At 63.9% G+C, this 26,014-nt stretch carries 20 protein-coding genes and 2 pseudogenes; 7 read left to right on the forward strand and 15 right to left on the reverse strand.

The genetic code is table 11. The features are described from left to right. Positions 1-9: 9 nt before the first annotated feature. Complete coding sequence (gene epmA, locus EJ077_RS19195) at positions 10-1,056, reverse strand: EF-P lysine aminoacylase EpmA (protein WP_208703047.1); 1,047 nt, start codon at positions 1,054-1,056, stop codon at positions 10-12. A 171-nt stretch (positions 1,057-1,227) separates the two neighbouring features. On the opposite strand from epmA, the gene efp reads away from it, so the two are divergent. Then, complete coding sequence (gene efp / locus EJ077_RS19200; RefSeq protein WP_210212120.1) at positions 1,228-1,797, forward strand: elongation factor P; 570 nt, start codon at positions 1,228-1,230, stop codon at positions 1,795-1,797. Positions 1,798-1,888: 91 nt separating this feature from the next. Here the strand turns inward: efp and EJ077_RS19205 are convergent, their stop codons facing one another. From EJ077_RS19205 to EJ077_RS19225, 5 genes are all read right to left on the reverse strand, one after another. Continuing rightward, positions 1,889-2,761: a patatin-like phospholipase family protein gene (locus EJ077_RS19205; protein WP_208695645.1), complete on the reverse strand. Its 873-nt coding sequence runs from the start codon at positions 2,759-2,761 to the stop codon at positions 1,889-1,891. Continuing rightward, positions 2,758-4,134 carry a M16 family metallopeptidase gene (locus EJ077_RS19210; RefSeq protein WP_208703049.1) on the reverse strand — a complete coding sequence of 459 codons (1,377 nt, stop codon included), beginning with the start codon at positions 4,132-4,134 and terminating at the stop codon, positions 2,758-2,760. The genes EJ077_RS19205 and EJ077_RS19210 overlap by 4 nt, the downstream gene beginning before the upstream one ends. Before the next feature lie 2 nt (positions 4,135-4,136). After that, positions 4,137-5,525: a M16 family metallopeptidase gene (locus EJ077_RS19215; protein ID WP_208695646.1), complete on the reverse strand. Its 1,389-nt coding sequence runs from the start codon at positions 5,523-5,525 to the stop codon at positions 4,137-4,139. Between the two features lie 121 nt (positions 5,526-5,646). After that, positions 5,647-6,201, reverse strand: coding sequence for a 16S rRNA (guanine(966)-N(2))-methyltransferase RsmD (gene rsmD / locus EJ077_RS19220; RefSeq protein ID WP_208695647.1), 555 nt, complete (start codon positions 6,199-6,201; stop codon positions 5,647-5,649). Continuing rightward, the gene (locus EJ077_RS19225) at positions 6,198-8,210 is read right to left on the reverse strand and encodes a pseudouridine synthase (protein ID WP_208695648.1); all 2,013 of its coding nucleotides are present in this window, start codon (positions 8,208-8,210) and stop codon (positions 6,198-6,200) included. The genes rsmD and EJ077_RS19225 overlap by 4 nt, the downstream gene beginning before the upstream one ends. A gap of 180 nt (positions 8,211-8,390) precedes the next feature. Here EJ077_RS19225 and EJ077_RS19230 point away from each other — a divergent pair. Beyond that, a pseudogene (locus EJ077_RS19230) lies at positions 8,391-8,819 on the forward strand (nucleoside deaminase); the annotation flags it as partial. 56 nt (positions 8,820-8,875) lie between these two features. Here the strand turns inward: EJ077_RS19230 and EJ077_RS19235 are convergent. From EJ077_RS19235 to EJ077_RS19245, 3 genes are all read right to left on the reverse strand, one after another. Further along, positions 8,876-9,553: a hypothetical protein gene (locus EJ077_RS19235; protein WP_208695649.1), complete on the reverse strand. Its 678-nt coding sequence runs from the start codon at positions 9,551-9,553 to the stop codon at positions 8,876-8,878. A gap of 245 nt (positions 9,554-9,798) precedes the next feature. Beyond that, a complete protein-coding gene (gene ileS, locus EJ077_RS19240; RefSeq protein WP_208695650.1) occupies positions 9,799-12,783 on the reverse strand; it encodes an isoleucine--tRNA ligase in 2,985 nt (994 codons plus the stop codon). A 284-nt stretch (positions 12,784-13,067) separates the two neighbouring features. After that, a complete protein-coding gene (locus tag EJ077_RS19245; RefSeq protein ID WP_245458456.1) occupies positions 13,068-13,838 on the reverse strand; it encodes a MipA/OmpV family protein in 771 nt (256 codons plus the stop codon). 230 nt (positions 13,839-14,068) lie between these two features. Between EJ077_RS19245 and EJ077_RS19250 the strand changes: the two genes are divergently transcribed. Beyond that, complete coding sequence (locus EJ077_RS19250) at positions 14,069-14,623, forward strand: HdeD family acid-resistance protein (protein ID WP_208695652.1); 555 nt, start codon at positions 14,069-14,071, stop codon at positions 14,621-14,623. A 31-nt stretch (positions 14,624-14,654) separates the two neighbouring features. Here the strand turns inward: EJ077_RS19250 and EJ077_RS19255 are convergent, their stop codons facing one another. Together EJ077_RS19255 and EJ077_RS19260 are read right to left on the reverse strand one after the other, a co-directional pair. Next, positions 14,655-15,635 carry a bifunctional riboflavin kinase/FAD synthetase gene (locus tag EJ077_RS19255; RefSeq protein WP_208703050.1) on the reverse strand — a complete coding sequence of 327 codons (981 nt, stop codon included), beginning with the start codon at positions 15,633-15,635 and terminating at the stop codon, positions 14,655-14,657. A gap of 6 nt (positions 15,636-15,641) precedes the next feature. Next, on the reverse strand, positions 15,642-16,502 hold the full coding sequence (locus tag EJ077_RS19260) for a TIGR01459 family HAD-type hydrolase (RefSeq protein ID WP_208703051.1): 861 nt from the start codon (positions 16,500-16,502) through the stop codon (positions 15,642-15,644). Positions 16,503-16,762: 260 nt separating this feature from the next. Here EJ077_RS19260 and EJ077_RS19265 point away from each other — a divergent pair. Beyond that, positions 16,763-18,747 (forward strand): annotated as a pseudogene (locus EJ077_RS19265) (pilus assembly protein TadG-related protein). Positions 18,748-18,867: 120 nt separating this feature from the next. Further along, positions 18,868-19,500 (forward strand): LysE family translocator, encoded by a 633-nt coding sequence (locus EJ077_RS19270; protein WP_208695653.1) that lies wholly within the window; start codon positions 18,868-18,870, stop codon positions 19,498-19,500. 4 nt (positions 19,501-19,504) lie between these two features. Here EJ077_RS19270 and EJ077_RS19275 read toward each other — a convergent pair whose 3' ends face one another. Then, the gene (locus EJ077_RS19275) at positions 19,505-20,329 is read right to left on the reverse strand and encodes a DUF2189 domain-containing protein (RefSeq protein WP_208695654.1); all 825 of its coding nucleotides are present in this window, start codon (positions 20,327-20,329) and stop codon (positions 19,505-19,507) included. A 250-nt stretch (positions 20,330-20,579) separates the two neighbouring features. Between EJ077_RS19275 and EJ077_RS19280 the strand changes: the two genes are divergently transcribed. Continuing rightward, the gene (locus EJ077_RS19280; RefSeq protein WP_208695655.1) at positions 20,580-21,803 is read left to right on the forward strand and encodes a TadE/TadG family type IV pilus assembly protein; all 1,224 of its coding nucleotides are present in this window, start codon (positions 20,580-20,582) and stop codon (positions 21,801-21,803) included. Between the two features lie 79 nt (positions 21,804-21,882). Beyond that, a complete protein-coding gene (locus tag EJ077_RS19285) occupies positions 21,883-22,398 on the forward strand; it encodes a CAP domain-containing protein (protein ID WP_208695656.1) in 516 nt (171 codons plus the stop codon). Positions 22,399-22,442: 44 nt separating this feature from the next. Here the strand turns inward: EJ077_RS19285 and EJ077_RS19290 are convergent, their stop codons facing one another. The 3 genes from EJ077_RS19290 to EJ077_RS19300 form a co-directional block, all read right to left on the reverse strand. Continuing rightward, positions 22,443-23,978 (reverse strand): DHA2 family efflux MFS transporter permease subunit, encoded by a 1,536-nt coding sequence (locus tag EJ077_RS19290; protein WP_208695657.1) that lies wholly within the window; start codon positions 23,976-23,978, stop codon positions 22,443-22,445. A 307-nt stretch (positions 23,979-24,285) separates the two neighbouring features. After that, positions 24,286-25,464: an HlyD family secretion protein gene (locus EJ077_RS19295; RefSeq protein ID WP_208695658.1), complete on the reverse strand. Its 1,179-nt coding sequence runs from the start codon at positions 25,462-25,464 to the stop codon at positions 24,286-24,288. After that, on the reverse strand, positions 25,461-25,940 hold the full coding sequence (locus EJ077_RS19300) for a MarR family winged helix-turn-helix transcriptional regulator (protein ID WP_208695659.1): 480 nt from the start codon (positions 25,938-25,940) through the stop codon (positions 25,461-25,463). The genes EJ077_RS19295 and EJ077_RS19300 overlap by 4 nt, the downstream gene beginning before the upstream one ends. Positions 25,941-26,014: the final 74 nt, after the last annotated feature.

A 26,014-nucleotide genomic window follows, 5' to 3' on the forward strand; every position in this document is an offset into this window, starting at 1 on the left:
GCCTCTCGTTCAAGATGCCGCGACGGGTGTCCAGATAACGTCCTCGATCTTCTGCGCGCCGGTCGCCAGCATCGCCAGGCGGTCGAAGCCGAGCGCGATGCCGCTGGCCTGCGGCATGACGGCAAGGGCCGCCAGGAAATCCTCGTCCAGCGGGTAGCGCTCGCCATAGATGCGCTCCTTCTCATCCATCTCGATGATGAAACGCCGACGCTGCTCGGCCGCGTCGGTCAACTCGCCAAAGCCGTTGGCGAGCTCGACACCGCAGCAATAGAGTTCGAACCGCTCGGCAACACGCGGATCCCCGGGACTCGGACGGGCCAGTGCCGCCTCGGCGACCGGATATTCGCACAGGATGGTCGCCCGCCCCTGCCCGAGGAACGGCTCGATCTTTTCCACCATCACGCGGCTGAACAAATCCGCCCAGTTGTCATCAGGCGCGGTGCGCAGGCCGGCTTGGACCACTGCGGCATGAAGCTTCTCCCGGTCCGTGTCGCCGTCGACGGCGACCGTGGCCAGCAGGTCGATGCCCGCATGGCGGCTGAAGGCGTCCGCCACGGTCAGCCGCTCCGGTTCGGCGAACGGATCGCAGTCGCGTCCACGGAAGGAAAAGCGCGTGGCCCCTGCCCGTGTCCCGGCCAACGCCAGCAGATCGGCGCAGTCGCGCATCAGGCTCTCATAGGTTTCGCCCACCCGGTACCATTCGAGCATGGTGAATTCGGGATGATGCAAAGGACCGTGCTCACGGTTGCGGTAGACCGGACCCAGGCTGAAAATGCGCTGCTCCCCCGCGGCGAGCAATTTCTTGCAGGCGAATTCCGGCGAGGTGTGGAGATAAAGCGGCGAGCGGACGCCATCCGGCCCGACCGCTTCCGTGACGAAAGCCGCCAGATGCGCCTCGTTGCCGGGTGAGACCTGCAGCGCCGCCGTCTCCACCTCGATGAAGTCGTTGCGGGCGAACCAGTCGCGCAAGGCCGCCGTCAGCCCGTTGCGCAGCATCAGGCGGGGGCGGCGATCGGCGTGGACATGCGGCGTCCACCAGGGCGACGCGGCGGTCATGAGCGGATTGAAGGCATGGCGGTGCGCCCCATGTCGGTTCGCCCCCATGTCGGTTCGCCCCCATGCCAGTTCGCATTGGGGGGCTGGCGGTTCGCGCCAAGATGCGCTAGGCCCCCATCCAGCGCCGCACAAGCCGGCAAACGCCCGTCAACTCTCGCAGGATTTAAAACCGTGGTGAAAGTCATCGCCAGTTCGCTCCGCAAAGGCAATGTCGTCGACAAGGACGGCAAGCTTTATGTGATCCTCTTTGCCGAAAACATCCACCCAGGCAAGGGCACGCCCGTGACCCAGCTCGACATGCGGCGCATCGGCGACGGGGTGAAGGTGTCGGAGCGCTACCGCACCACCGAGCAGGTGGAGCGTGCCTATGTCGAGGAGCGCGAGCACACCTTCCTCTACGCCGACGGCGAAGGCTATCACTTCATGAACCCGGAAACCTACGACCAGGTTGCGGTCAGCGAAGCCGTGGTTGGCGACGCAGCCCCCTATCTGCAGGAAGGCATGCCGGTGCAGGTGTCGCAGTTCAACGGCATCGCGATCGCCCTGGTGCTGCCGCAGCGCGCCACCTTCGAAGTGGTCGACACCGAGCCGACGACCAAGGGGCAGACGGCGTCGTCCTCCTACAAGCCGGCCGTTCTTTCCAACGGCGTGCGCACCACCGTGCCACCGCACATCGCGCCTGGCACACGCGTGGTGGTGATGACGGCCGATGGGTCGTATGTGGAGCGGGCGAAGGACTGAGGTAAGCCCATCGTTGTCCCTCGGCGCTGCTTCACCGCCGAGGCGGCACAAGCTACCCTCACGGTCTTGCAGACGCAGTCGCTGATAGCGATCACGTCTTGGCTGGTGTCTTTATTCTTTTCGCTTTGAGCTTGGCTGAACGCTGTTCAACTGCGGCCTCCACCTCCCGCTTCAGCCGATCCTTGATTTCAACCGTCTCGTTCATCAAGGCGTCGATCTTCAGGAAATCGAGCACCCGGTATTTGGACACCGCCGGGCGGACCAGTATGTCGGGCTGGCACTGTTTCAGTTTGTTGGCGATGATCGACTGCATCATCAGTTGCGTGGCGCCGAACATCAGGTCGACCGAGGTCGGCTGCTTGCGGTCGGCCTCTTCCGGCGCGCCGACCACGTCGACGCCGATGACGATGTCGGCATCCTTCTCGATCAGGTCGAACGGCACGGGATTGTAGATGCCGCCGTCGATCAGCAGCCTGCCGTCGCGCGTCACCGGGCGGAAGACGGCGGGAATGGCGGCCGAAGCGGCAAGGGCCGAGTGTAGGTCGCCGTCGTCGAAGACAGCGAGCTTGTGGCCGAAATAGTCCGTCGCTGTCACCTTCAGCGGGATTTTCAAATCAGCGAAGGTTTCGGGAATGGCCTCGGGCAGAAACGCCTTGAGGATGCGCTCGACATTGAACTGGCTGACGCGGATGCCGTTTTGCATGGCTTCTGCGATCGTGCCCGGCCGCGCCCGCCACATGCGGCTCGCCACCTCGGCGCGGCGGCCAAGGATCGAGCGGGCATAGTCGTGGATATCCTTGCCGGTCATGCCGGCAGCCATGCCGGCGCCCATGATGGCGCCGATCGACGAGCCGGCTATCGCCACCGGCTTGATGCCGAGCTCGTCCAGCGCCTCGATGACATGGATATGCGCCAGGCCGCGTGCGCCGCCGCCGCCGAAAGCTATGCCAAAGGTCGGGCTCATCCCTTGCCGGCTCCCGCCAGTGGAGGCCCGACCACCATGATGGTCGGCTCCGCCGTCAGCAGCTTCTTCGCCGCCGCCTTGACCTGATCCAGCGTCACCGCGTTGATGTAACCGCTGCGGCGCTGCATGTAGTCGATGCCGAGATCGTCGAGCTGCAGCTCGACCAGCGTCGCGGCGATGGAACTCGACGAATCCAGATTGTTGATCGCATAGGCGCCGATCAGATATTTTTTGGTCGCCGCCAGTTCGGCCTCGGTCGGGCCGTCCTCGGCCAGCCGCTTGACGACGTCGCGCACGATGCCGAGCGTCTCGGCGGCGCGGTCGGAACGCGTTCCGGTGGTGACGATCAGCGCGTCGGCGTGGTCCTGGTTTACCAGCGAGGAATTGACGCTGTAGGCCAGCCCGCGCTTTTCGCGCACCTCCTGGAACAGGCGCGAGGTGAAGGTGCCGCCGCCAAGGATTTCGTTCATCAGCGCGGCCGGGAAGAAATCCGGCGACGTGCGCTTCACGCCTGGCCAGGCGAGCTGCAGCGAGGTCTGAGGCAGGTCGTAATTGACCTCGATATGCTGCGCCAGCCTGGGCTCGATATCGGCGACAGGGGCGAGCGCCTGGTTCGGCGGCAGGTCGCCGAACACCATGTCGAGCTTCTTCTTCAGCGTCTCGGCGTCGATGGCGCCGACCACGGCGACATGCAGGCCGCCGCGCGCGAACACCGCCTTGTGCAGGGCCTTGAGATCGGCCTGCGTGATGGCGGCGACGCTCTGCCTGGTGCCCTGATCGGAGCGCGAATAGGGGTGGTCGCCATAGACGGCGCGAGCCCATCGGTTCTGCGCCACCGTGTCTGGGTCGTTCTCGTTGGCGATGATGCCGGACAGGACCTGGGCGCGGATGCGGTCGATCGGCGCCTGGTCGAAGCGCGGCTCGTTGACCGCCAGCCGCAACAGGTCGAAGGCTTCGTCGCGCTGTTCGGCCAGCATGCGCATGGAGCCGTAGATGCCATCGCGGGTCTCGTCGAAGCTCATCTCGGCGCCGGCATCGTCGAGCCTGATTTGGAAAGCTTCCGAATCGAGAGTGCCGGCGCCTTCGTCGAACAGGCCGGTCATCAGATTGGCCAGCCCTTCCTTGCCCGGCGGATCCTGCGTCGAGCCGCCGCCGAAGACGAGGCGGATGGCGACAACCGGCACGGAATAGTCCTCGACCAGCCAAGCCGTGACGCCCTTCGGCGAGGTGACGGACTGGATCTCCATGGCGCGGGCGGCAAGCGCCGGCAGAACCAGGAAGAGGATGGAGAGGAAGAGGGTCGCGAGGGCGTGCAGGGCCTTCCCTTCTCCCCTTGCGGGAGAAGGAAAAGCGCGGAGATGCTCGTTCATCATCATCAATTCCCCGCCTGTTGCTGCGGCAAGAGGTAGCCTGACGTCGAGTGGGCAGGCACAAGATAGCGCGTGGCAACGGCCTTGACCTCGTCGGCCGTGACCTTGCGGATGCGATCCGGCCATTGCTGCACGTCCTGGACATTGCCGCCGGTGGCAAGCATCGAGCCATAGATGTTGGCCATGGAATCCTGCTTGTCACGGGCAAAGATCATCGACCTGACATAGCGATCCTTGGCTTTTTCGAGCTCATCTGATGTGACGCCGTCGCTCGCGATGCGCGCCACCTCCGCATCGACCGCGGCTTCGACGTCGGCCAGCTTGGCGTCGCCGCGCGGCGCGCCATAGACAGTGAAATTGGTGTCATCGAGCATAGTGCCCTGGAAGTACGCACCGGCGCTGGAAGCGATGCCCTGCTTGACGACAAGCGCCTGGTAAAGCCGGCTGCGGTTGCCGCCGCCGAGAATCTCGGCGAGCAGATCGAGCGCTTCAGCCTCGCCCGGCTTGGCCGTGTGATAGGAGGGCACCACCCATTGCGTCGAGAAACTCGGCACGCTGACGCGGGCGTCGGAGAGCGTGACGGTGCGTCTGGTGTTCTGCTCCGGTTCGACCGGGCGCACCCGCGGCGGCAGATCCGGCCCGCGGGCCACCTTGCCGTAGGTCTTCTCGGCCAGCGCCTTCACCGCTTCCGGTTCGACGTCGCCGGCCACGATCAGCACGACGTTGTTGGGCCGGTAGTATTTGTTGTAGAAGGCGACGGCGTCGGTGCGGTTCAACTGCTCCATCTCCTGCATCCAGCCGATGACCGGAATGCGATAGGGCTGGTTCTGCCACAGTGTGGCATCGACCTCCTCGTCGAGCACGGCCTGCGGATTGTTGTCGATGCGCGAGCGGCGCTCCTCCAGGATCACGTCGCGCTCGGTCTTGATGACGTCGTCGGTGAGGATGAGGTTGCGCATGCGGTCGGCTTCGAAGCTCATCATCAGCTCGAGATCCGCCGGCGCCACTGTCTCGTGGAAAGCGGTGTAGTCATAGGAGGTGAAGGCGTTGTTGGAGCCGCCAATGTCGGAGACGGCGCGATCGAACTCGCCGGCCGCGTGATGGGCTGTCGCCTTGAACATCAGATGCTCGAAGAAATGAGCGATGCCGGATTTGCCCGGCGGCTCGTCGGCGCTGCCGATCTTGTACCAGACCATATGGGTGACGATCGGCGCGCGGTGATCGGGAATGACGACCACTTCCATGCCGTTGTCGAGCAGGAAATCCGTGACCTTGAACTCGGCCGGCAGAGTCTTGGGCGACGCAGAACTGTCGGCCAGCACAGGGCCGGCGATGAACAAGGCCAGCGAGGTCGCCAGCAGCGCCGGCCGCAGCCATTCAGTCCTGGATGTCATCGATGGCTCCGGTTTTCATGCAGCGACGATAGGCAAGGCGCTGGCGACAAGCAAAGTGAATTGTTGGTCATCTTGCCGTCAAAGGCGGCGGCAAAGAGGCCACTGCTGAAGGCGGGCCTATTCAGGCAGCCTCGATGAAGCGGATGATGGTCTCGCCATAGTTGCGCTCGTCAAGCACGGAAAAGCCCGGGCCTGGCTCGAAGGGAACCGTCGCCGTCTCCTCGACCACGCAGAGCGCGCCTGGGCGCAGCCAACCGCCATCCTTGGCCGACCGCAGGGCGCGCTCGCCAAGGCCCTTGCCGTAGGGCGGATCGGCAAAGACGAGGCCGAACGGCGCCAGCGTGCCCGCCTCGCCAAGGCCCGTTGCATCGCGGCGGAAGATCTTGGTGCGTCCGGTTAGGCCGAAGGCCTCGACATTGTCGCGGATCAGACCCCGGCCTTCGGCCGATTCCTCGATGAACACGCCATAGGATGCCCCGCGCGACAGCGCTTCCAGACCAAGCGCGCCGGTGCCGGCGAACAGGTCGAGCACGCGCGCGCCCTCCAATTGCCCGGCAAAGCGATGCGCCAGAACGTTGAAGACGGCCTCGCGGGTGCGGTCGGTCGTCGGGCGGATAGCGCTGCTGCGGGGCGTCGCCAGCGGACGCCCGCGAAACTCACCGCCGACGATTCTCATCTTGTCCGGGGACCCTTGGGGCCACCGCGCGGCCGCTCACCGCCACCGGCGCCTCCTGGACGCTCGCCACGCGGCTTGCCGAACGGCTTTGCGCCACCTGGTTTGCCGGCGGGCTTGCCATAAGACGGCTTGAACGAGGCCTTGCGCGCTCTGTTCTCGGCCGCCTTGGCCGCATCGGCCTCCGCCCTGCCCTTGCCGATCGGCCGGGCTCCCGGCGCCATCCAGACATTGGCCTTGCGCTGGCCGGGCGGCTCGATCGGCCGTTGCTCGCGTTTGGATTTCTTGCCGCCGCCACGGGGTTTGTCACCGAATCCGCCGCGCGGCTTGTCGCCGAAACTTCCACGCGGCTTATCGCCAAAGCCGCCACGCTCCGGTCGCGGACCGCGATCGCCGAAGCTCTTTTCTGGTCTCTCGCCTCTGTCGGGACTCGTCGACAGTTTGCCGAGCGCCTCGTCGCGGCTGCCTTCCCGGCGTTTGCGGTTCTTGATCAGCCCGCCCTCGCCGATCGGCCGCCGCTCGCCGTCTCGCGTAAACTTCGGCCGTTCGGGTTCGGCCTCACGGACTTCGGTGCGCCCCACCGGCTGGTTGGAAAACGGTTTTGTTATCTCGGCGTCGAAATTGGCGCCGGATTCCTCGACCAGGCGCTCGCCAAGCTGGTCGCGCAGCACCCGGCCCTTGATCTCCAGCACATGACCTTCGGCGAGATCCTCGAGCTGGAATGGGCCGTAGGAGATGCGGATCAGCCGCGTGACGTCGAGGCCGAGCGCGCCGAGGATGTTCTTGACCTCACGGTTCTTGCCCTCGCGCAAGCCGATCGTCAGCCAGGCGTTGGAGCCCTGCTCGCGATCGAGGCTGGCTTCGATGGCGCCGTAGAAGACGCCGTCGACGGCAATGCCTTCGCGCAGGCCGGCAAGCGCGCTTTCCTCGACCTTGCCGTGGACGCGCACGCGGTAACGGCGCAGCCAGCCGGTGGCCGGCAGTTCGAGCACGCGCGACAGGCCGCCATCATTGGTCAGCAGCAGCAGGCCTTCCGTGTTGATATCGAGCCGGCCGATGGTCATCAGCCGCGGCAGCTCGGCCGGCAGCACGTCGAAGACGGTCTTGCGGCCTTCGGGGTCGCGGTTGGTGGTGACGACGCCGGCCGGCTTGTGGAACAGGAACAGGCGCGTGCGTTCGATCGGCGGGATTTCCATGCCGTCGAGATGGATGATGTCATTGGGCATGACGTTGAACGCCGGCGAAGCCAGCACCCGGCCATTGACCTTGACGCGGCCGGCAGCGATCAGTTCCTCGGCATCGCGGCGCGAGGCGAGCCCGGCGCGCGCCAGCCGCTTGGCGATGCGCTCGCCGGCTTCTTCCGTTGCTTCGGCCGGTCGCGGACGTGGCTTGAAACCGCCGCCCGACGCACCCTGGGGCCGATCACCGAAATCACGCTTGGGTCTGTCGCCTCCGAAGTCGCGCTTTGGACGGTCAGCAAAATCCCGCTTCGGACGATCTGCGAAATCACGCTTGGGACGGTCAAAGCGCTTTTCGCCGCCCTCCGCCGAAGCAGAAATCGGACGGTCGCCGCGCGGCGCGGAGGGTTTGCGCGGCCCTTCACGCTTCTCATAAGGTTTGCGCTCGCCTTCGGCCGCCATTGGACGGTCGCCACGCGGGGCATAGGGCTTGCGCGGGCCTTCGCGTTTTTCATACGGCTTGCGCTCGCCTTCGGCGACCATCGGACGCCCGCCGCGCGGGGCGTAAGGCTTGCGCGGCCCTTCGCGCTTTTCATAAGGCTTGCCTTCGGGGCGCGGTCCCTTGCTGAACGGCCTGTCGCCGCCCTTGAAGTCCCGCTTCGGCCGGTCGCCATCGGCGGCCATCGGCCGATCGCCACGTGGGGCATAAGGCTTTTTCGCACCAAAGGACGGCTTCCCGCCCTTGCTGGCGTCGCGGCCAGGTGCACCTGCCGATTTCGGGCCGCTCCTGCCCGGGCCGCCTTTGCGCGGAGATTTCTTATCGTTGTCGTCCATGTGGCCTTTGTCCGTTTGCGCTGCTACAGCGTGGCGCATCCGTTCGGCGCGCAACGAACGCTGTAGCATTTTTGATTTGGCGCATGATCATTCCCGAAAATCGAGTCCGATTTTCGGGTTGATGCGCTCCATAACAGGATCACCGCCGGGTGGCGAGGATATAATGGGAAGACAAACCGCTTGAAGAGGCCGGATTTCATGGCGCTGGCGCTGCAGGAGGCCGAAGCGGCGGCCTTGCGCGGCGAAGTGCCGGTCGGCGCCGTGATCGCCAATGGCGGCACGGTCATTGCCAGTGCCGGGAACCGCACGCGCGAGCTTGCCGACCCGACGGCGCACGCCGAAATGCTGGTTATCCGTGAAGCCTGCGGCAAACTCTCGAGCGAGCGGCTCACCGGCCACGATCTCTATGTGACACTGGAACCTTGCGCCATGTGCGCCGGGGCAATCTCCTTCGCCAGGCTGCGCCGTCTCTATTTCGGTGCCGCCGACGAAAAGGGCGGCGCCGTGGTCAACGGCGTGCGCTTCTTCACTTCTTCGACCTGCCATCACACGCCCGATATCTATCCGGGCATGGCGGAAACCGAAGCGGGCCTGCTGCTGAAGGATTTTTCAGGGGGCGTCGAGACTGAGCCAAGGCCGCCGCAGACAAGGCGGCGCGGCTGTTCTTACAGCGACGGTAACCAATCGAACCAGCCGCCCTTCTTGCCCTCGGCCTTTGCCTTGAGGCGGCGTTCCTTCTTGTACTCGTCCTCGCCGAGCTCGTTCTGCGGAGCCGCATCGGAGGCGACACGGTAGGCCAATGGCGGCTCGCTGAGATATTTACGCGTGTTGGGGTCGCCCTGCTTGCTTTCGGCGAGGCGGCGCTGGATCTCGGCAGCGCGGCCCTTGTCGGAATCGGCGGGGTTCCACGCCGGTGGGTGGCTTGAGCCGGAGTCTGCCATTGCCTTCTTCACCGAAGCGGGATCCGTCTGCACATCATCGACGATCTCCGACTGGTAGGCCGGATCATTCTGGTGCGCGGTGGCGTCGGCGCGCAGGCGCGCGCGGCGCTGCTCGGGCGATTCGGGCCAGCCGGCGTTCGCCGTCTGAATGCTTTCCTGCGGGGCAGGCAGCGCTTCCTTCTGCCCGGGTGCCGGCTTCACCAGAGTGGGACGCGGCTTGTAGTCGATCGGGTCCTTGTGCTTCGGCGCGAAGGAAACGGCCCCTGTCAGATCGCCGGCCAGCTGTTCGGCAGCGGTCTTGTCGGTGCCATAGGTCGGAGAGCCCATGCAGCCGGACAAAGCGAGGCCCGATACGACAAGCGGCGCCAACAGCGCAAGGCGCGCGTTATATCTCTCGGTCATGCCAAAAAGTCCCACTCTAGACGGCCTCTCGATCGCACCGGCTTTGTATCCGGTCCCCATCGTGCAAGCACTTGCGACGGAAATCCGGCGACAATTTGTCTTCCGGAGTTTCGCGTGTTTACCTCAACCACTCGTTAAGGGCAACGCACCGGCGGTTCCGCGCCGCCCGGCGTGGCGTTTGTGCACCGATATGCCGCCCATTCCGACCACGCGTGCCGTGATCCCAAACCGCATGGCGACATGCATCAAAGCCGGCCGAGCGCCTGCAGCTCATGCAGCACGGCGGCGTCGCGCGCCGAGACATCGGGAAATGCAGCATCCTGCCCGACATCGGCCGTGTAGCGCCAGGAACGCGCGCATTTGACCAGGCCGCGATCCTCCGCTTTCTCGACCACCACGGCGACGCCCTTGACATCGTCGAGGGCAAAGGCGGTTTGCGGCGCCTGGCCATGGGCAATGACGAGGTCGCTGGTGATCGCCATTTCAGCCATGTCGACATCCGATATCGCCGCCTCGAGCGCCGCGTCGTTGATCGTGACCACCGGTACAGCCTCCAGCGAGGAGCCGATCACCTTCTGGGCACGCGCAATCTCGAGCGCGCCGGTGACGACGCGGCGCACCTGCCTGACCTTGCGCCATTTCTCCGCCAGCGCCTCGTTCTTCCAATTCGCCGGGATTTGCGGGAACTGGTCGAGATGCACCGAGACCGCATCGGGATGACGGTCGAGCCAGGCCTCTTCCATGGTAAAGGGCAGCATCGGCGCCAGCCATCTCACCAGGCAGTCGAAGAGATGGCGCACCACCTGGACCGAGGCCTTGCGCTTCACGCTCGACGGGCCGTCGCAGTACAGCGCGTCCTTGCGAATATCGAAATAGAAGGCCGACAGCTCGACCACCATGAAATCGAGCAGTGCGCGCGTGATGCGCTTGAACTCGAAGGCGTCGTAGCCCTGGCGCACCACCTCGTCGAGCTCCGCCAACCGGTGCAGCATCAGCCGCTCCAGCTCCGGCATCGTCTCCAGGGCAACGTCCTCACCATCGTCATGGGCAAGCGTGCCCAGCATCCAGCGGATGGTGTTGCGCAGCTTGCGATAGGCGTCGATGTTGGTCTGCAGCACGTTCTTGCCGAGCCGCTGGTCTTCCCAATAGTCCGTCGTCACCACCCAGAGCCGCAGGATATCGGCGCCGGACTGCTTGATCACATCCTGCGGCACGACCGTGTTGCCGAGCGATTTCGACATTTTGCGGCCATCCTCGTCCATGGTGAAGCCATGGGTGACGACGGTGTCGTAGGGCGCCCGCCCCCGGGTGCCGCAGCTTTCGAGCAGCGAGGAGTGAAACCAGCCGCGATGCTGGTCGGAGCCTTCGAGATAGACATCGGCCGGCCACTTCAGGTCGGGCCGGTCTTCCAGGGTGAAGACATGTGTCGAGCCCGAATCGAACCAGACGTCGAGAATGTCCATCACCTGCCGCCATTTGGAAGCATCGTGATTGCCGAGGAAGCGCTCCTTGGCACCGGGCGCGAACCAGGCGTCGGCGCCCTCCGCTTCGAAGGCTTCCATGATGCGCTGGTTGACCGCCTCGTCCTTCAGCACGTTGCCATCCTCGTCGGCGAAAACGGCGATCGGCACGCCCCAGGCGCGCTGGCGCGACAGCACCCAGTCCGGGCGCTCCTCGATCATGGCGCGGATGCGGTTCTGGCCGGCGGCCGGGACAAAGCGCGTCTCGTCGATCGCCTTCAGCGCGCGGCTGCGCAGCGTGGTGCCATCACCGAGGTCCTTGTCCATGTAGACGAACCATTGCGGCGTGTTGCGGAAGATGACCGGCTTCTTCGAACGCCATGAATGCGGGTAGCTGTGCTTCAGCCGGCCGCGCGCGAACAGCGCGTTGCGCTTGATCAGCTCGTCGATGACCGCCTGGTTGGCGTTGCCCTTCTTGCCGTTGTCGTCGATGACGCGCGCAGCTCCGCCTTCGCGGTCCGGGCCGAAGCCTGGCGCGTCCTTGGTGAAGAAGCCGGCATCGTCGACGGTGAACGGGATCTCGGTGTCGATGCCGCGTTGGCGCAGCGCGGGCGCGGCATCCATCCAGGCATCAAAGTCCTCGCGGCCATGGCCGGGAGCCGTGTGCACGAAGCCCGTGCCGGCGTCATCGGTGACATGCTCGCCGGCAATCATCGCAACCGGGAACTCGTAGCCGCCACCGAGACCCTTGAAGGGATGCGAAAGCACAAGATTTCCAAGCTGTTCTGCGCTGATGCCGTGAAGGCGCTTCAAGGTGACCTTGGCCTTGGCCTGGCTTTCCTCGGCCAGGGCATCGGCAAAGATCAGCTTCTCGCCCGGCTGCGGGCCAAACGCGTTCTCGGCCGCCGTCACCTCGTAGAGGCCATAGGCGACGCGCGGCGAATAGCTGACGGCGCGGTTGCCCGGAATGGTCCATGGCGTCGTCGTCCAGATGACGACATGGGCATCCAGCAGGTCAAGCGAGCGCCCACTCAGGTCCGGATCGAGCTCCGCCGGCTGCCCGTCCACGACACTGGCGAGGACGAGATTGGCCACCGGAAACTTCGCCCAGATCGTGTCGGACTCGTAATCCTGGTACTCGATCTCGGCCTCGGCGAGCGCCGTGCGCTCGACGACGCTCCACATCACCGGCTTCGAACCGCGGTAGAGCTGGCCAGACATGGCGAATTTCAGCAATTCGCCGGCGATGCGCGACTCGGCGTGGAAGGCCATGGTCGTGTAAGGGTTATCGAAGTCGCCGATGACGCCAAGCCGCTGGAACTCGCCACCCTGCACCGAGATCCAGTGTGCGGCGAATTCACGGCATTCCTTGCGGAATTCGTTGACCGGCACCTCGTCCTTGTTCTTGCCCTTGGCGCGGTACTGTTCCTCGATCTTCCATTCGATCGGCAGGCCGTGACAATCCCAGCCGGGCACATAGTTGGAGTCATGGCCGCGCATCTGAAACGAGCGGGTGATGACATCCTTGAGGATCTTGTTCAGCGCGTGGCCGATATGGATGTTGCCGTTGGCGTAGGGCGGGCCGTCATGCAGCACGTATTTCGTGCGCCCCGCCGCGCTCTCGCGCAGCTTGCGGTAGAGGTCCATGTCCTGCCAGCGCTTGACCAGCACCGGCTCCTTCTCGGGCAAGCCGGCGCGCATCGGAAACTCCGTCTGCGGCAGGTAAAGGGTCTTGGAATAGTCGATCGTTGATTGGTTTTGGTCGGTCATTGGTCTGCCATGTGCATGCCGGGCCACGTGGCTTGCGGCTTGGAATTCTACTTTATACGCATGCCGTTTTCCCAAACCGGGCCACTTCTGGGCGACATGCCTTGATGATCTGGAAAAGCGCGAGAGGCCGCGCGCGATAGTCCCGGCTGCTCCAACAGCCTTCAGGCTGCCGGGAACACCGGGCTGGTAATTCGTATCGTCGGCGCGCGAAGGCGCGAAAAGCTCGTCATTGCTGGGCTTTTAGCCGAGAAGAGCGCAGGAATAAAGCGTCTCGTTCGATTCACTTACATCTTGAAGTCGAAGCGATAGGTGGTCGACACGCCGACCATGAACTGGTTGCGGTCGCCGCGCTCCTTGACCAGGCTGGAATCGGCCGCCGGACCCTCGAGGCGGGAATACTCGCCAAACAGGCTGGCGGTCATCGGATCGGTCACCTTCCAGGTCACGGCGCCGCCGAGGCCGACGGATTTGAGGCCGCCGCCGGGATTGTACTGACTTAGCCCCGAGGCCACGGCCTCCTGCGCGTTGACGCCGTAATAGGCATCAAAATACTTCGCCGAGGCAAAAGACACGCGTGGGCCACCCGAAATCCTGACCGTTGGCGTGACGTCGTAGAAAGCATCGGCGGCGATGTCGGCGACAAAGCCATTGTGGGCACGGATGCCGTGCCGCAATTCGGCACGCGCGCGCATCCAGTCCGTCGGATAGAATTCGAAGAAGCCGCCGACCTCGCCGCCCCATCGCACCGGGTCCAGCCCCTTGAGTTCGTCGGCATCGCCGTCGTCACGCGAGAACAAGAACCTGCCGGTCAGGCCCGCGCGGACGCCGCCATCGTCGACAAGCGCCAGCGAAATATTGTCGTTGCGGGAGGTGAAGCGCGCCTGGGGACCGGCCTTGCCCAGCGAAATGATGGGCTGGGCGCTCAGCATGTACTTCTTGCCGCCCTCGAAATTGGGCGCCACCAGGCCGGTCGCGCCGACCGTCAGATACCAGTCGCCGGACAGCCAGCCGAAAGCGCCATCGCCGGCCTGTGCCACGCCCGACGTAGCCAGCATGACGGTAGCCAAGGCTATAGAAATCTTCCCGACCGGACTCATGGTCACTCCACTAACACGATAAAACTGCCCTGCGGCGACAGCTTTGACGAGGCTTTGGTAAAATTTGATTTAAGGACGAGACATCCGGCTCGCATTGCCCGCACCATCGCGTCCGCGGTCGGCTGGACGCGGGTTGGCGCCGAGGGTAACCTCCTTGCATGCTGGCGGCCCTCGATGGAGGAGTGGACATGACCTTGCACGGCGATACCCTGAAGAGCGCGATCGGCCAGACGCGCGACAAATGGGGATGGTTCGTCGGCCTGGGCGTGGTGCTGCTGATCCTCGGCGGCATCGCCTTCGGCAATCTGTTCATCGCCACGGTGGCTTCCGTCTATGTCGTGGGATGGCTGATGCTGGTGGCCGGCATCATCGAGATCATGCATGCTTTCGGGGTCAAGACCTGGGGACGCTTTTTCTACTGGCTGCTCAGCGGACTGCTTTATGCGGTCGCCGGATTCTTCGCTTTCGACAATCCGCTGCTGGCCTCGGCGGTGCTGACCTTCCTGCTGGCCGTCGCCCTCGTCGCTTCCGGCGCTCTGCGGGTCTGGGTCGGCTACAGCCACCGCCCGGAGCGCGGCTGGGGCTGGATTGTCGCGGCGGGTCTCATCAGCGTGCTCGCAGGCCTGATCATCGCCATGGGCTGGCCGGTCAACAGCCTTTGGGTGCTCGGATTGTTCCTGGCGATCGACCTGATCTTCCAGGGCTGGACATTCATCGCTGTCGGTCTTGCATTGAAGAGGTAGGAACTCGCCTCCCCCTTTTCGGGGTCATGCTTCAGAACGCCACCGCGGCGTCCAGGCTGGACAGCGGCTTGACGCCGCCAAGCAGCGCGCGTGCCTCGGCTTCATCGCGCTTCATCTGCACCACCAGCGCATCGAGCCCGTCGAACTTGATCTCGCTGCGCAGGAAGCCGAAGAACGACACTTCGCAAGTCTCGCCATAGAGATCGCCGGAAAAGTCGAAGACGAAGGTTTCCAGGAGCGGCGCGCCATTGTCGTCGACGGTCGGGCGGCGGCCAAAGCTGGCGACGCCGTCGTACAGCGTGCCGTCGGCGCGCCGGAAGCGGACGGCGTAAATACCTTCCTTGAGCGTGGCCGCCGCCGGAAGCCTCATGTTGGCTGTGGGAAAGCCGAGCGTTCGCCCAAGTTGCTGGCCGCCGACAACCTCGCTTTCCACGGTGAAGCGATAGCCGAGCAGCCCGGCGGCCCCGGCCACCTCGCCCTCGCAAAGCAAGGCCCGGATGCGGCTCGACGAAACCACCTCGGCGCCTTCGTCGCGAAAGGCGTCGACGAGTGTGACACCGAAGCCATGGCGCTCGCCGGCAGCCATCAGATAGGCCGGCCCGCCCTGGCGGTCCTTGCCGAAATGGAAATCGAAACCGGTCACGGCGTGGGTGATGCCCAGCGTCCTCTCCAGCACATCGGTGACGAAGGCTTCCGCCGACAGCGAGGCGAAGTCGCGCGTGAAAGGTTGCTCGACGAGCGCGGCAAAGCCCAGCAGCGACAGGAGCCGCGCCTTCATCGGCGGCGGCGTCAGCACGAAAAGGGGCAAATCAGGCTTGAAAAGCGTTCGCGGGTGCGGTTCGAAGGTCAGCACCAGGGCCGGCACGCCACGCCGCGCTGCCTCCGCCAATGCCCGTTCGAGAACGGCCTGGTGGCCGCGGTGTACGCCATCGAAATTGCCGATCGCCACGACGCCGCCTCGCAGATCGGCGGGCAGCGGCGCGGTTGTCGTAAGATGCTGGAACGCGACCATTGCCACCTACTGCAGTCTTGCGATGACGGCCACCGGACCATAGCCGTGACGCTCCAGGAAGAGCCCGAGCCTTGCCGGATCCGGCCGCAATGGGTCGCCATAGTCGCGGGCATGAATGCCGCCGGAGACATAGAGGACGTCGAAACCGTTGTCGGCCGCGCCCTTGACGTCGGTCATCATGCCATCGCCGATCGCCAGTATTTGCGAACGCTCAACCGGCCGGCCGAGGATCTCGGCCACCTCCTTCATCGCGACCTCGTAGATCGGCGCATGGGGTTTTCCGGCGATCAGCGTGCGACCGCCGAGCTGCGCGTAGTCGCGCGCGAGCGCACCGGCGCACCAGATGATCCGTTCGCCGCGTTCGACCATGATATCGGGATTGGCGCAGATGAATGGCAGGTTCCTGGCGCGCAACCGGCGCAGCAGATCGGTATAATCCTCGGGTTTTTCGACCTCGTCGTCGAACAGGCCGGTGCACACGACGCCGGCGGCTTCGAACTCCTCGACGAGTTCGACATCGAGGCCATCATAAAGGGTCAAATCGCGGTCGGCGCCGATGTGGAAGACTTTGCGTGGACCCTCCGCGATCAGATCGCGGGTCACGTCGCCCGAGGTCACCACGCGGTCATAGGCCGACGGCGGAACGCCGATCACGCTCATCTGTGCCACGACATCGGCGCTGCGGCGTGGCGAATTGGTGATCAGAACGACAGGAGTGCCGGCCGCCCTTGCCGCCGCCAGCGCGGCCGCGGCCGCCGGAAAATGCCATTCGCCATTGTGCACCACGCCCCAGACGTCGCAGAGAATTGCCGAATAGGCTTTCGACACGTCTTCGAGCGAGCCGACGATTTCGGGCGAATCCGCCATGCCGTTTCCTTCAGTATGATCGTTGCGGGTGCGGCGGCCGACGGTTCGCCGCAGCCGGTTCGAATTATCCGAACCGGCCCATGCTGTCACCAGCTTTCGCCCGCATCTGCACGAATTGCGGCGCAAGCCGCGGCCTTTGATTGGTTAGCGGTTGGTGAAGCGCCAACCAAGCAATAGAGCGGTTTCCCAAACCCGTCCTTCAGCGTTCTGTGGGAAGCTCGCGCCGACCGAGAATCCGTCGGCGGGGGCAGCTTCAAGACATGCATGAAATCTGGCGTCAGTTCCGCCGCGACAGGCGCGGCAACTATGCTCTTATGACGGTTGTGGCGATGGTGCCGCTGATGGGCGGTCTGGCTATCGCTGTCGACTTCACGGAAATGAACCGTGAAAAGCAGATGGTGATGAACGCGCTCGACGCCGCCAATTTCGCCACGGCCCGCCGGCTGACGGAAGGTGCGACCGACGACCAGTTGAGAGCCTATGCACTCGACTTCTTCAACGCCAATTTGAACGATATCGATCCCGCCAGCGCGACGCTCAACGTCACCTTGCCTAGCAACACCAGCGGCGGCGGCCTGCTCACCATGACCGCCCAGCTCAATTACAAACCCTATTTCTACCCCGCCTTCGCCCAATTCGTCGGCAAATCGGCGACCGATGCGAACCAGAGGCTCAGCTTCAACGTCACCTCACAGGTACGGCTGAAGAACACGCTGGAAGTTGCCCTGGTGCTCGACAACTCCGGATCGATGACCACGCTCGGCACGGGCTCGGGGCAAAAGCGCATCGATCTTCTCAAGACTGCTTCCAAGCAGCTGGTCGACACGCTGGCCCAGCAGGCGATCATGATCAAGCAGGTCGACAAGCCGGTGCAATTCGGCCTCGTGCCTTTCGCCGCCTCGGTCAATGTCGGCCCTGGGAATGGCAACGCGTCGTGGATGGACACCGAAGGGTTGTCGCCGGTGTCGAACGAGAATTTCGACTGGTCGACGCTGAACGCCGCCAACAAATACGCTCAGCAAACCAACGGCATCTGGTACAAGCGCGGGACCGGCTGGGGAACCGAGGAAGGCCAGATGCTGACCCGGTTCTCGCTCTACCGCGACATGCAGGTCGTCACCAACCACGAGCGTGTCGTCAACAGCAAACGGGTCGTGTGCGACCAATACAATTCGAACAACACCTGCAAAAGCAGCCACGACGAATATGACTATATCGATTCCTATGGTCCGTTCGCCAGTTGGCAAGGCTGCGTCGAGGCCAGGCCCTACCCCTACAATATCAACGACGCCACGCCATCCGGCGGCTCAGCCAACACCGGCATCGGCGTCGGCGATCCGGCAACGATGTTCGTGCCCATGTTCGCCCCCGACGAACCGGGCAATCATTGGAAACTCACACAGGATCCCGACGAGGCCGCGCCGGCAACCTATGGCGCCGTCAACAGCTGGTGGAACGACGATCCATCGAGCAGCAGCGGCCAATCGCGGCTGCGCAACATGGCCAAGTATTTCCAGCCGCGGCCGATCGATGCGCCGGCGCTGCCCTCCGGGAACGGGCCGAATTACAGCTGCACCACCAACCCGATCACGCCGCTGACCGATGTCAGCGTCGCCGACGGGCTCACCTCGATCAAGGCGGCGATCGACCTGATGCAGCCGAATGGCGGCACCAATGTCCCGAGGGCATGGCCTGGGGCTGGCGGGTGGTTTCGAGCGGAGAGCCGTTCACGCAAGGGCGCCCGGAAACCGAAAGAGGCAACGACAAGGTCGTGATCGTGCTGACCGACGGTGCCAACACCTATTACACCCCTTCCTCGCTGGGCTATTCCGACCCCGCCAATTCGAAATCAACCTATGCGTCCTATGGCTATCTCAACCCCGGTTACAACGGCACTTCGGCCGGCCGCCTGTTCATGGGCACGTCGAGCGCCATCGGTCAGTTGGACTATTCGAACGGCAACTACACCAACGCGCTCAACGAGCAGATGGCCACGCTTTGCAACAACGCCAAGGCAGCCAACATCATGGTGATGACGGTGGCGCTCGACCTGTCGACGACCAAGGCCAGCGACAAGCTGGCGATCGATGCGCTGAAATCCTGCTCGTCGAATTCGCGCTTCCGCAAGGATGCGACGGATCCGAGTAAGCCGGCGAAGCTGTTTTGGAATGCGACCGGCGCCAGCCTGGCAAACGATTTCAAGGAAATCGGCAACGAACTGTCGAACCTGCGCGTGGTCGGCTAACCAGAATCGTTACTGGCGCAACGCCTGGCGGCGTCAAGCCCTTGCAGACGCCCCCGTGACAGGCACAGATTGGCCGCTCGCGCGGTCCCTCATCCATCGCGGCACGCTGGGGAACGAACAATGCCCGACACCGCCAACCATCTCGCCTTCGCGCTGGTCTGCCTCGGCATGGTGCTGACGCCAGGCCCCAACATGATCTACCTGATCTCACGCTCGCTGTCGCAAGGGCCGAAGGCCGGCCTGATCTCGCTTGGCGGCGTTGCGTTCGGCTTCCTGTTCTACGTGCTGTCGGCCGCGTTCGGCATCACGGCGCTGCTGATCGCGGTGCCCTATGCCTATGACGTGTTGCGCTTTGCCGGTGTGCTCTATCTCCTGTGGCTGGCCTGGCAGGCGGTGAAACCCGGCGGGCGCTCGCCGTTCCAGGTGCGCGACCTGCCGAAGGACCGGCCGCGCAAGCTGTTCGCCATGGGATTGATGACCAATCTGCTCAATCCCAAGGTGGCCGTTCTCTATCTGTCGCTGCTGCCGCAGTTCATCAGCCCCGGCAAGGGCCATGTCCTGTCACAGCTCCTGGTGCTGGGCGCCACCCAGATCTCGATCAGCCTCAGCGTCAATGCCGTCATCGCGCTGACCGCCGGCTCGATCGCCACCTTCCTCGCCGGACGACCGCTATGGCTGGTGATCCAGCGCTGGATGATGGGAACCGTGCTGACGGCGCTGGCGCTGAAGATGGCGACCGACGCGCAGCGCTGAGGCTTCACATCGGACGGCGCGGGGGCCGGATCTGTGCGGGCTCGACCACCTTGCGGTAGAGGTGCCAGGTCGCGTGGCCGAGGATCGGCATGACGACAGCGAGACCGGCAAACAGCGGGATAGAGCCGATCACCAGCAGCACCGCGACGATCAGACCCCAGAGCGCCATCTGCAGCGGATTTGCCATGACGGCGCGGGCCGAGGTCTCAATCGCCGAAACGGCGCCGACGTCACGATCAAGCAAGAGCGGGAAGGCAACGACTGTGGTCGCCAGCACGACCACCGCGAAGACCAGGCCGGCCGCGTTGCCGAGAAGGATCAGCGTCCAGCCCTTGCTGGTCGTCAGCACATCGCGCAGGAAGGCCCCGACCGAAGCCGGCGGCTCGCTGCCAAAAAGGCTGGTGTAGATCGACTGCGCCGTGAACAGCCACAGCAGGAACAGCGCGAACAGCATGATGCCGATTGCCGCTATCGAGGGCAGCGCCGGTGAGCGGCGCACATCGAGAGCGTGCCGCCAGTTGGTGTTCATGCCGAGTTCGCGCCGACGGCTGATCTCATAGAGTCCGATCGCGGCGAACGGGCCGACAAGGGCAAAGCCCGACATCAAGGGATAGACGAGTTGGATCGCGTTGGAGCCGGACGTCCACCGCGTCAGGATCAGGCCGACAACCGGATAGATCAGGCACAGGAACACGTAATGCGACGGCTTGGCCCAGAAGTCCTCGGCGCCTAGCCTCAACGCGTCCCAGAGGTCTGGCGTGGAAATGCGGCGGACCGCGGGTTGTACATGCATCCCGTGGGCGTCCGCCATGACATGAAAGCCGGCCATAACCTACCTCCGTTTTTCTCGGGGGCGGTCACCGCCTAGGGTGGCCGCCCGTGGCTGCCACTTCAAGATCGCCGGCATCATATCCGATCTTCCCGGGATTGTCGCCGCGTCTCGTTATGCTTGCTGAGCGGCCTTGGTTTGGCGAACCACCGAGTTCATTTTAAAATCCATGCATTTTAGCTATTGCTTAAATTACTCATAGAGACCCCTGGGCGTATCACCTGAGCTTTACAAACCTTGGCGAGGGGCGATGTTCACATTGAAGGGCTTCTGGTCTTCGGAGCGCGGCAATTTTGCCATGGCGACCGCCATAGCGATGCTGCCGATAATGGCTGTCGTCGCCGGCACCCTTGATCTGACAGGCACGAGCGATGACGCCGCGCAATTGCAGAACTCGCTGGACGCGGCGGGGCTTGCCGTCGGCACGAAGTACCTGCCCAGCATGAGCGCGAGTGATGTCCAAGGGCTTGGGCTGACATTCTTTGCGGCCAATATGAGCGTCGCCGATCAACAGGAATATTCAGACAGCATCTCCGCTTTTTCGGCCACAGCCAGCGGCGACCCGAGCGCCTATTACATCTCGCTTTCGTCAGGCATCAACCGTCCGAGCTTCATCAATGGCGCGGCCCCCTGGCCAGCTCACCGGTCGGCGACGGTCAAGATGCACCCGGGCGCACAGGCCTGCGTGCTGGCGCTCGATCCGCATGCGTCGGCCGCGGCAAGCCTGCAAGGCTCGACCGATGTCGCCATGAGCAATTGCGTGATCGCGGCAAACTCGGACGCGTCCGATGCCGTCAGCAGAGGCGGTTCCGCGCAGGTTTCGGCGGGTTGCGTCTCGACCGTCGGCGGCACTTCCGGGCTTTTCCCGCCCAGTGCCGATCTCGCCTGCGGCGCGCCGCTCGAACATCAATATGCGTCCTTCGATCCCCTGGCCGACATCGTGCCTCCCCCCTACACATTCTGCCTCCCGGTCCCGAACGGCAAAACCTACACGCTGTCTCCCGGCACCTATTGCGACAAGACATTGTCGGGAAATATCACGCTCAACCCAGGCGTCTACATTTTGCGCGGTGTGACCCTGAAGCCGGGCGGCAACGGCAGCCTGACCGGCCAGGGCGTCACCATATTCCTGATGGAGGGCGCACAGATCTACATAAATGCCAATGAAAAGGTGGACCTTTCCCCGCCGACCAGTGGCCCCTACGCAGGCATCACCATTTTCGAGAACCATGGCAACACATCAGCCTTGACGCTGAATGGCGGCGCGAATTCCGTGATCAGCGGGTTCGTCTATGCGCCTGACGCGGCCATTTCCTTTGCCGGCAACTCGGACATGAGCGGTCAGGGCGACTGTCTGAGGCTTGTTGGCCTGACCGTGCAGATGACAGGCAACTCGTCCATCAAAACCGACTGCACGGCCGTGTTCGGAAATCGCGAGATGTATGCCGGTCGCCTCATCACGCTTGTGAAATAAAGCGGCTATCCGCCATTCGATTTCAGATTTTCATCACCCTGCCCGGCAAAAGCCATGATCGCGACTATCTCAGGCAGGCATGACCACTTCAAGACTCGAAAGCGATCGGATCGCGAAGCTGAATAGGCGCACCTGGCTCAAGACGGCCGGCCTCGCGGCCTTGCTCGGGCTGGCCGCCTGCGGCACCGTTTCGCTGCCGACCGGGCAAGGCGCCGGGGTCTCCTCCTCGGCAACCGGCACGCTGGCCAGCCTGCGCGCGACCGCCGGGCTGGGGCCGCTTGTTTCCGACGCACAGCTTGAGCAAGCAGCACTCCAGCAGGCAGGCTATATGGCGCAGCGTGAAAACATGAGCCACACCACCGGCTGGGGCAAGGATTTCGCCTCGCGCATGAAGGACAACGGCGTACACGGCGCCGCCGCCGAGAACATCGCGGCCGGCCGCTTCGACCAACAGAAGCTGTTCGATATCTGGATGCATTCGCAGGGACACCGGCGCAACATACTCGATCCGGACTTCAGCCGCTTCGGGCTTGCCTATGTCCGTGACGGCCGCGACCCCAACCTGCGCTACTGGTCGCTGGTGCTCGGCAGGTAGCAAAGGTATCGCCGGCGGACATCCCCTGGCGAGCGGCCGCTCCATCAGTCCATATGGGCGGCAGGCGCGCCGCCGCCGGCCGGTGCCGTCTTCGGCTTGCGCAACAGAAGCACGAACGGGATGGCGGCCAGCGTCATCATCATCAATATTTTGAAGTCGTTGACGTAGGAGATCATCATCGCCTGGAGATTGACCATGCGATCGACCTGCGACAGCGCCGTCGGGTCGCCGCCGGCGGCCGCCGGCGAGACAGCCCAGAGATTGGGATTGAACGGGTTGATGAAGGCGGAAAGCTCGGCGTGGTTTATCTGCGTGTTGCGCACCAGCAGCACAGTCACGACCGACACGCCGATCGACGAGCCAAGATTACGCACCAGGCTGAACAACGAGGTTGCATCGGTACGGTAGCGGGCGTCGAGCGTGGCGAAGGCAACCGTCGACAGCGGCACGAACACCATTCCCATGCCCAGGCCCTGGATCACGCCGGAGCTGAGGATCAGCCAGTTGTCCATCTGCGGGGTGAAGCTGGCCATGGTGTAGAGCGACTGCGCGGTCAGGAGGAAGCCGATGACGACCAGAATTCGGGCATCGATCTTGCCCATGATGCGCCCGACGACGAGCATGGAAATCATCGTGCCGACGCCACGCGGCCCGATGACGATGCCGATGGTGACGGTCGGATAGCCGAAGATGGTCGACAGCATTGGCGGCAGCAACGACATAGAGGCCAGGATCAGCACGCCCATGACGAAGATGAATGCCAGCCCGGTGACGAAATTGCGGTCGAGGAAAATCTTCGGATCGATGAAGGGATGTTCCGATGTCCCCGTGTGAATGATGAACACCCAGAAACCGGTGATCGAAAGACCAAGCTCGATCCAGATCTCGACCGAGGAAAACCAGTCGACCTCGCCACCGCGATCGAGCATCAGCTGCAACGCGCCAACGCCGAGCGATATCATGGCAAAGCCGAAGAAGTCGAAGCTGCGCACCCGCCGGGCAACAGCCGGCAGATAGGCGGCCATGCCAAGGAAGGCGAGGATGCCGACCGGCAGGTTGATGAAGAACACCCAGCGCCAGTTGAAATTCTCGGTCAGCCAGCCGCCAAGGGTGGGGCCGAGGATCGGTCCCAACATGATGCCGGCGCCCCATATGGCCATCGCCTGGCCATGGCGTTCCTTGGGGTTGATGTCGAGCAGGAAGGTCTGCGACAGCGGCACGATCGCGGCGCCGAACACACCTTGCATCAGCCGGAAAAGCACGATGGTTTCCAGGCTCCACGCCAGTCCGCACAACATCGAGAAGATGGTGAAGCCGACCACCGCCGCCAGGAACAGTTCCTTGCGGCCAAAGCGATCGGCGAGCCAGCCGGTGACCGGCGTCATGATCGCGGCGGCGACGATGTAGGAGGTCAGCACCCAGTTGATGTTGTCGGGCGAAGCGCCGAGATCGCCGGTCATGGTCGGCAGCGCGACGTTGGCGATCGTGGTGTCGAGCGCCTGCATGACCGTCGCCAGCATGAGCGCCACCGTGATCAGGCCACGATGCGGCACTTCTTTGAACGGTTCAGGCGTGCTCATGGCGTAGAACTTCCAGACGGTAACAGAAACGTGTACAACGGGTTTCCGGGCGGCGAAGCCTTCCGTTGAGAGACCTTCATCGCGGTGGGACGCGATTATCGATGTGGGGGTTACATCGACCGAATGTCTCCAGCTGAGCGGATGCTGCCGCCCGGAAACTTTAGGACCGAGGGGTCCGTGTCGAGGATTCAGACCTTTGGACAGCTGCCATGCGGCTCGGCCCAAACACTGATCCTTCCCACCCCTCCCATCAGACCAATCCTGCAACTCGCTTCCACCCGCCTGGTCCCAGCGGGCTTCCGCTGTCTTACCGCGCGGGCTCGCCGGCCGTGGCGTGACCGAAGATCGACGGCCAGCCGCGTGCCACGCCGGTGTCGACGGTGACCGAAGCACTCATGCCAGTGCGCAGCGCCATCCTGGCGTCGGGATCGGTCAGTTCCAGGCGCACCGGAATGCGCTGGGTGACCTTGACCCAGTTGCCCGTGGCGTTCTGGGCCGGCAGCAGCGAGAAGTCCGCGCCGGTGCCGGCACCGATGGCCTTGACGGTCGCCTCGAAGGTCCTGCCCGGATAGGTATCGACCACGATCTCGGCCTTCTGGCCCGGCTTCATGTTGGTGAGCTGGGTTTCCTTGAAATTGGCGTCGATCCAGGTGTCACCGGTCTCGACCAGCGCAAACAACGGTGTGCCGGAGCCGACATACTGGCCGACCTTGAAGGATGCGGCTTGATAGACAAGACCATCGGCCGGTGCCCTCACCGTGGTCTGCGCCAGGTCATAGGCAGCCTTGTCGCGCGCGGCGAGTGCCGACATCACGGTCGGATGCTTGTCCGTCTCGATATCGGGATTGCCGCCAAGTGCCGCCTTGGCGCTGACGATGCCCTGTTCGGCAACGGCAAGCTGCTGCTTGGCCTTGTCGAGATCATTCCTGGCTTCATCCAGCGAAGACTTGGCATTGATCCCTTTCTGGGCAAGATCGGCGGCACGGTCATATTGCGACTGCGCGTAGGCAACTTCGCTGCTGGCGGATTTCTCCTGCGCCATCGCCTGGCTGTAGGCGGCGCGCAGCTGCTCAACATTGAGGCGCGCGGCGGCCACCGCTGCGTCGGCCTGGGCAAGCGCGATCCGGTAGGGCTCGGGGTCGATGGCGAACAGGAGATCGCCCTTCTTGACCGTCTGATTGTCCGATATGGCGACCTGGACGATACGACCGGCCGTGTCGGAGGCGATCGACACCTTGGCCTGCTGCAGATTGGCGTTTTCCGTTTCCTGGTAGCGCCCGCCCGTCACCCAGACATAGCCGCCGCCGGTGATCAATGCCGCCGGCAAGGCGAACATCAAGAAGAAGCGGCCGATGCGGCGCTTCTTCTTCGGCGCCGGGGCCGGCTGCACGGGAGGAGCGACCGCGGCCGGGGCGGCGGCCGGCTGGGCCGGAGCTTCCATCTCCACCTTGGGAGCGTTTTCTTCCACCTTGGCTACCGCGTTCATGCTGCCGCGCCTTCCGAACTCTTGATCTTTTCAAGCGACGAAGCTTCGCCGTCGGTCAGATTCTGTACGATTACATCCAGCGCCCGGATAAGGACGCGTCGGTCTTCCGGCGAAACGCCGCTGAGCGATTCCTCATAGACCTCGCCAGCAAGGCTCTTGACGTCCGCATAGGCTGCGTTCGCCTTCTCGGTCGGGAAGATCATGCGCACGCGCCGGTCGGTCGCGTCGGAGCGACGTTCGATCCAGCCGCCCTCCTCCATCCGGTCGACCAGGCGTGAGACGCTGATCGGCTCGATTTCGAGCAGTTCGGCGAGCCGCGCCTGTGCAACGCCCGCCTCCTTGGCAACGCGGACCAGAAGCCGCCATTGCGCCGAAGAGAGACCGAGCCCGCTGGCGCGCGCCTCAAAGCGCTTGCGCATCAGGCGCTGCACGTCGTGGATCAAAAATCCCAATCTGTCGATGCCATCTGAAACCATGAGCGATAGATATAATAAGCGTGCTTACTATTCAAGATGCCACAGCGATGAAAGCCGGTAAAATGCGCATGGCA

The organism is Mesorhizobium sp. M8A.F.Ca.ET.057.01.1.1 (assembly GCF_003952565.1).
In the GTDB taxonomy this organism is placed as follows: Bacteria; Pseudomonadota; Alphaproteobacteria; order Rhizobiales; family Rhizobiaceae; genus Mesorhizobium.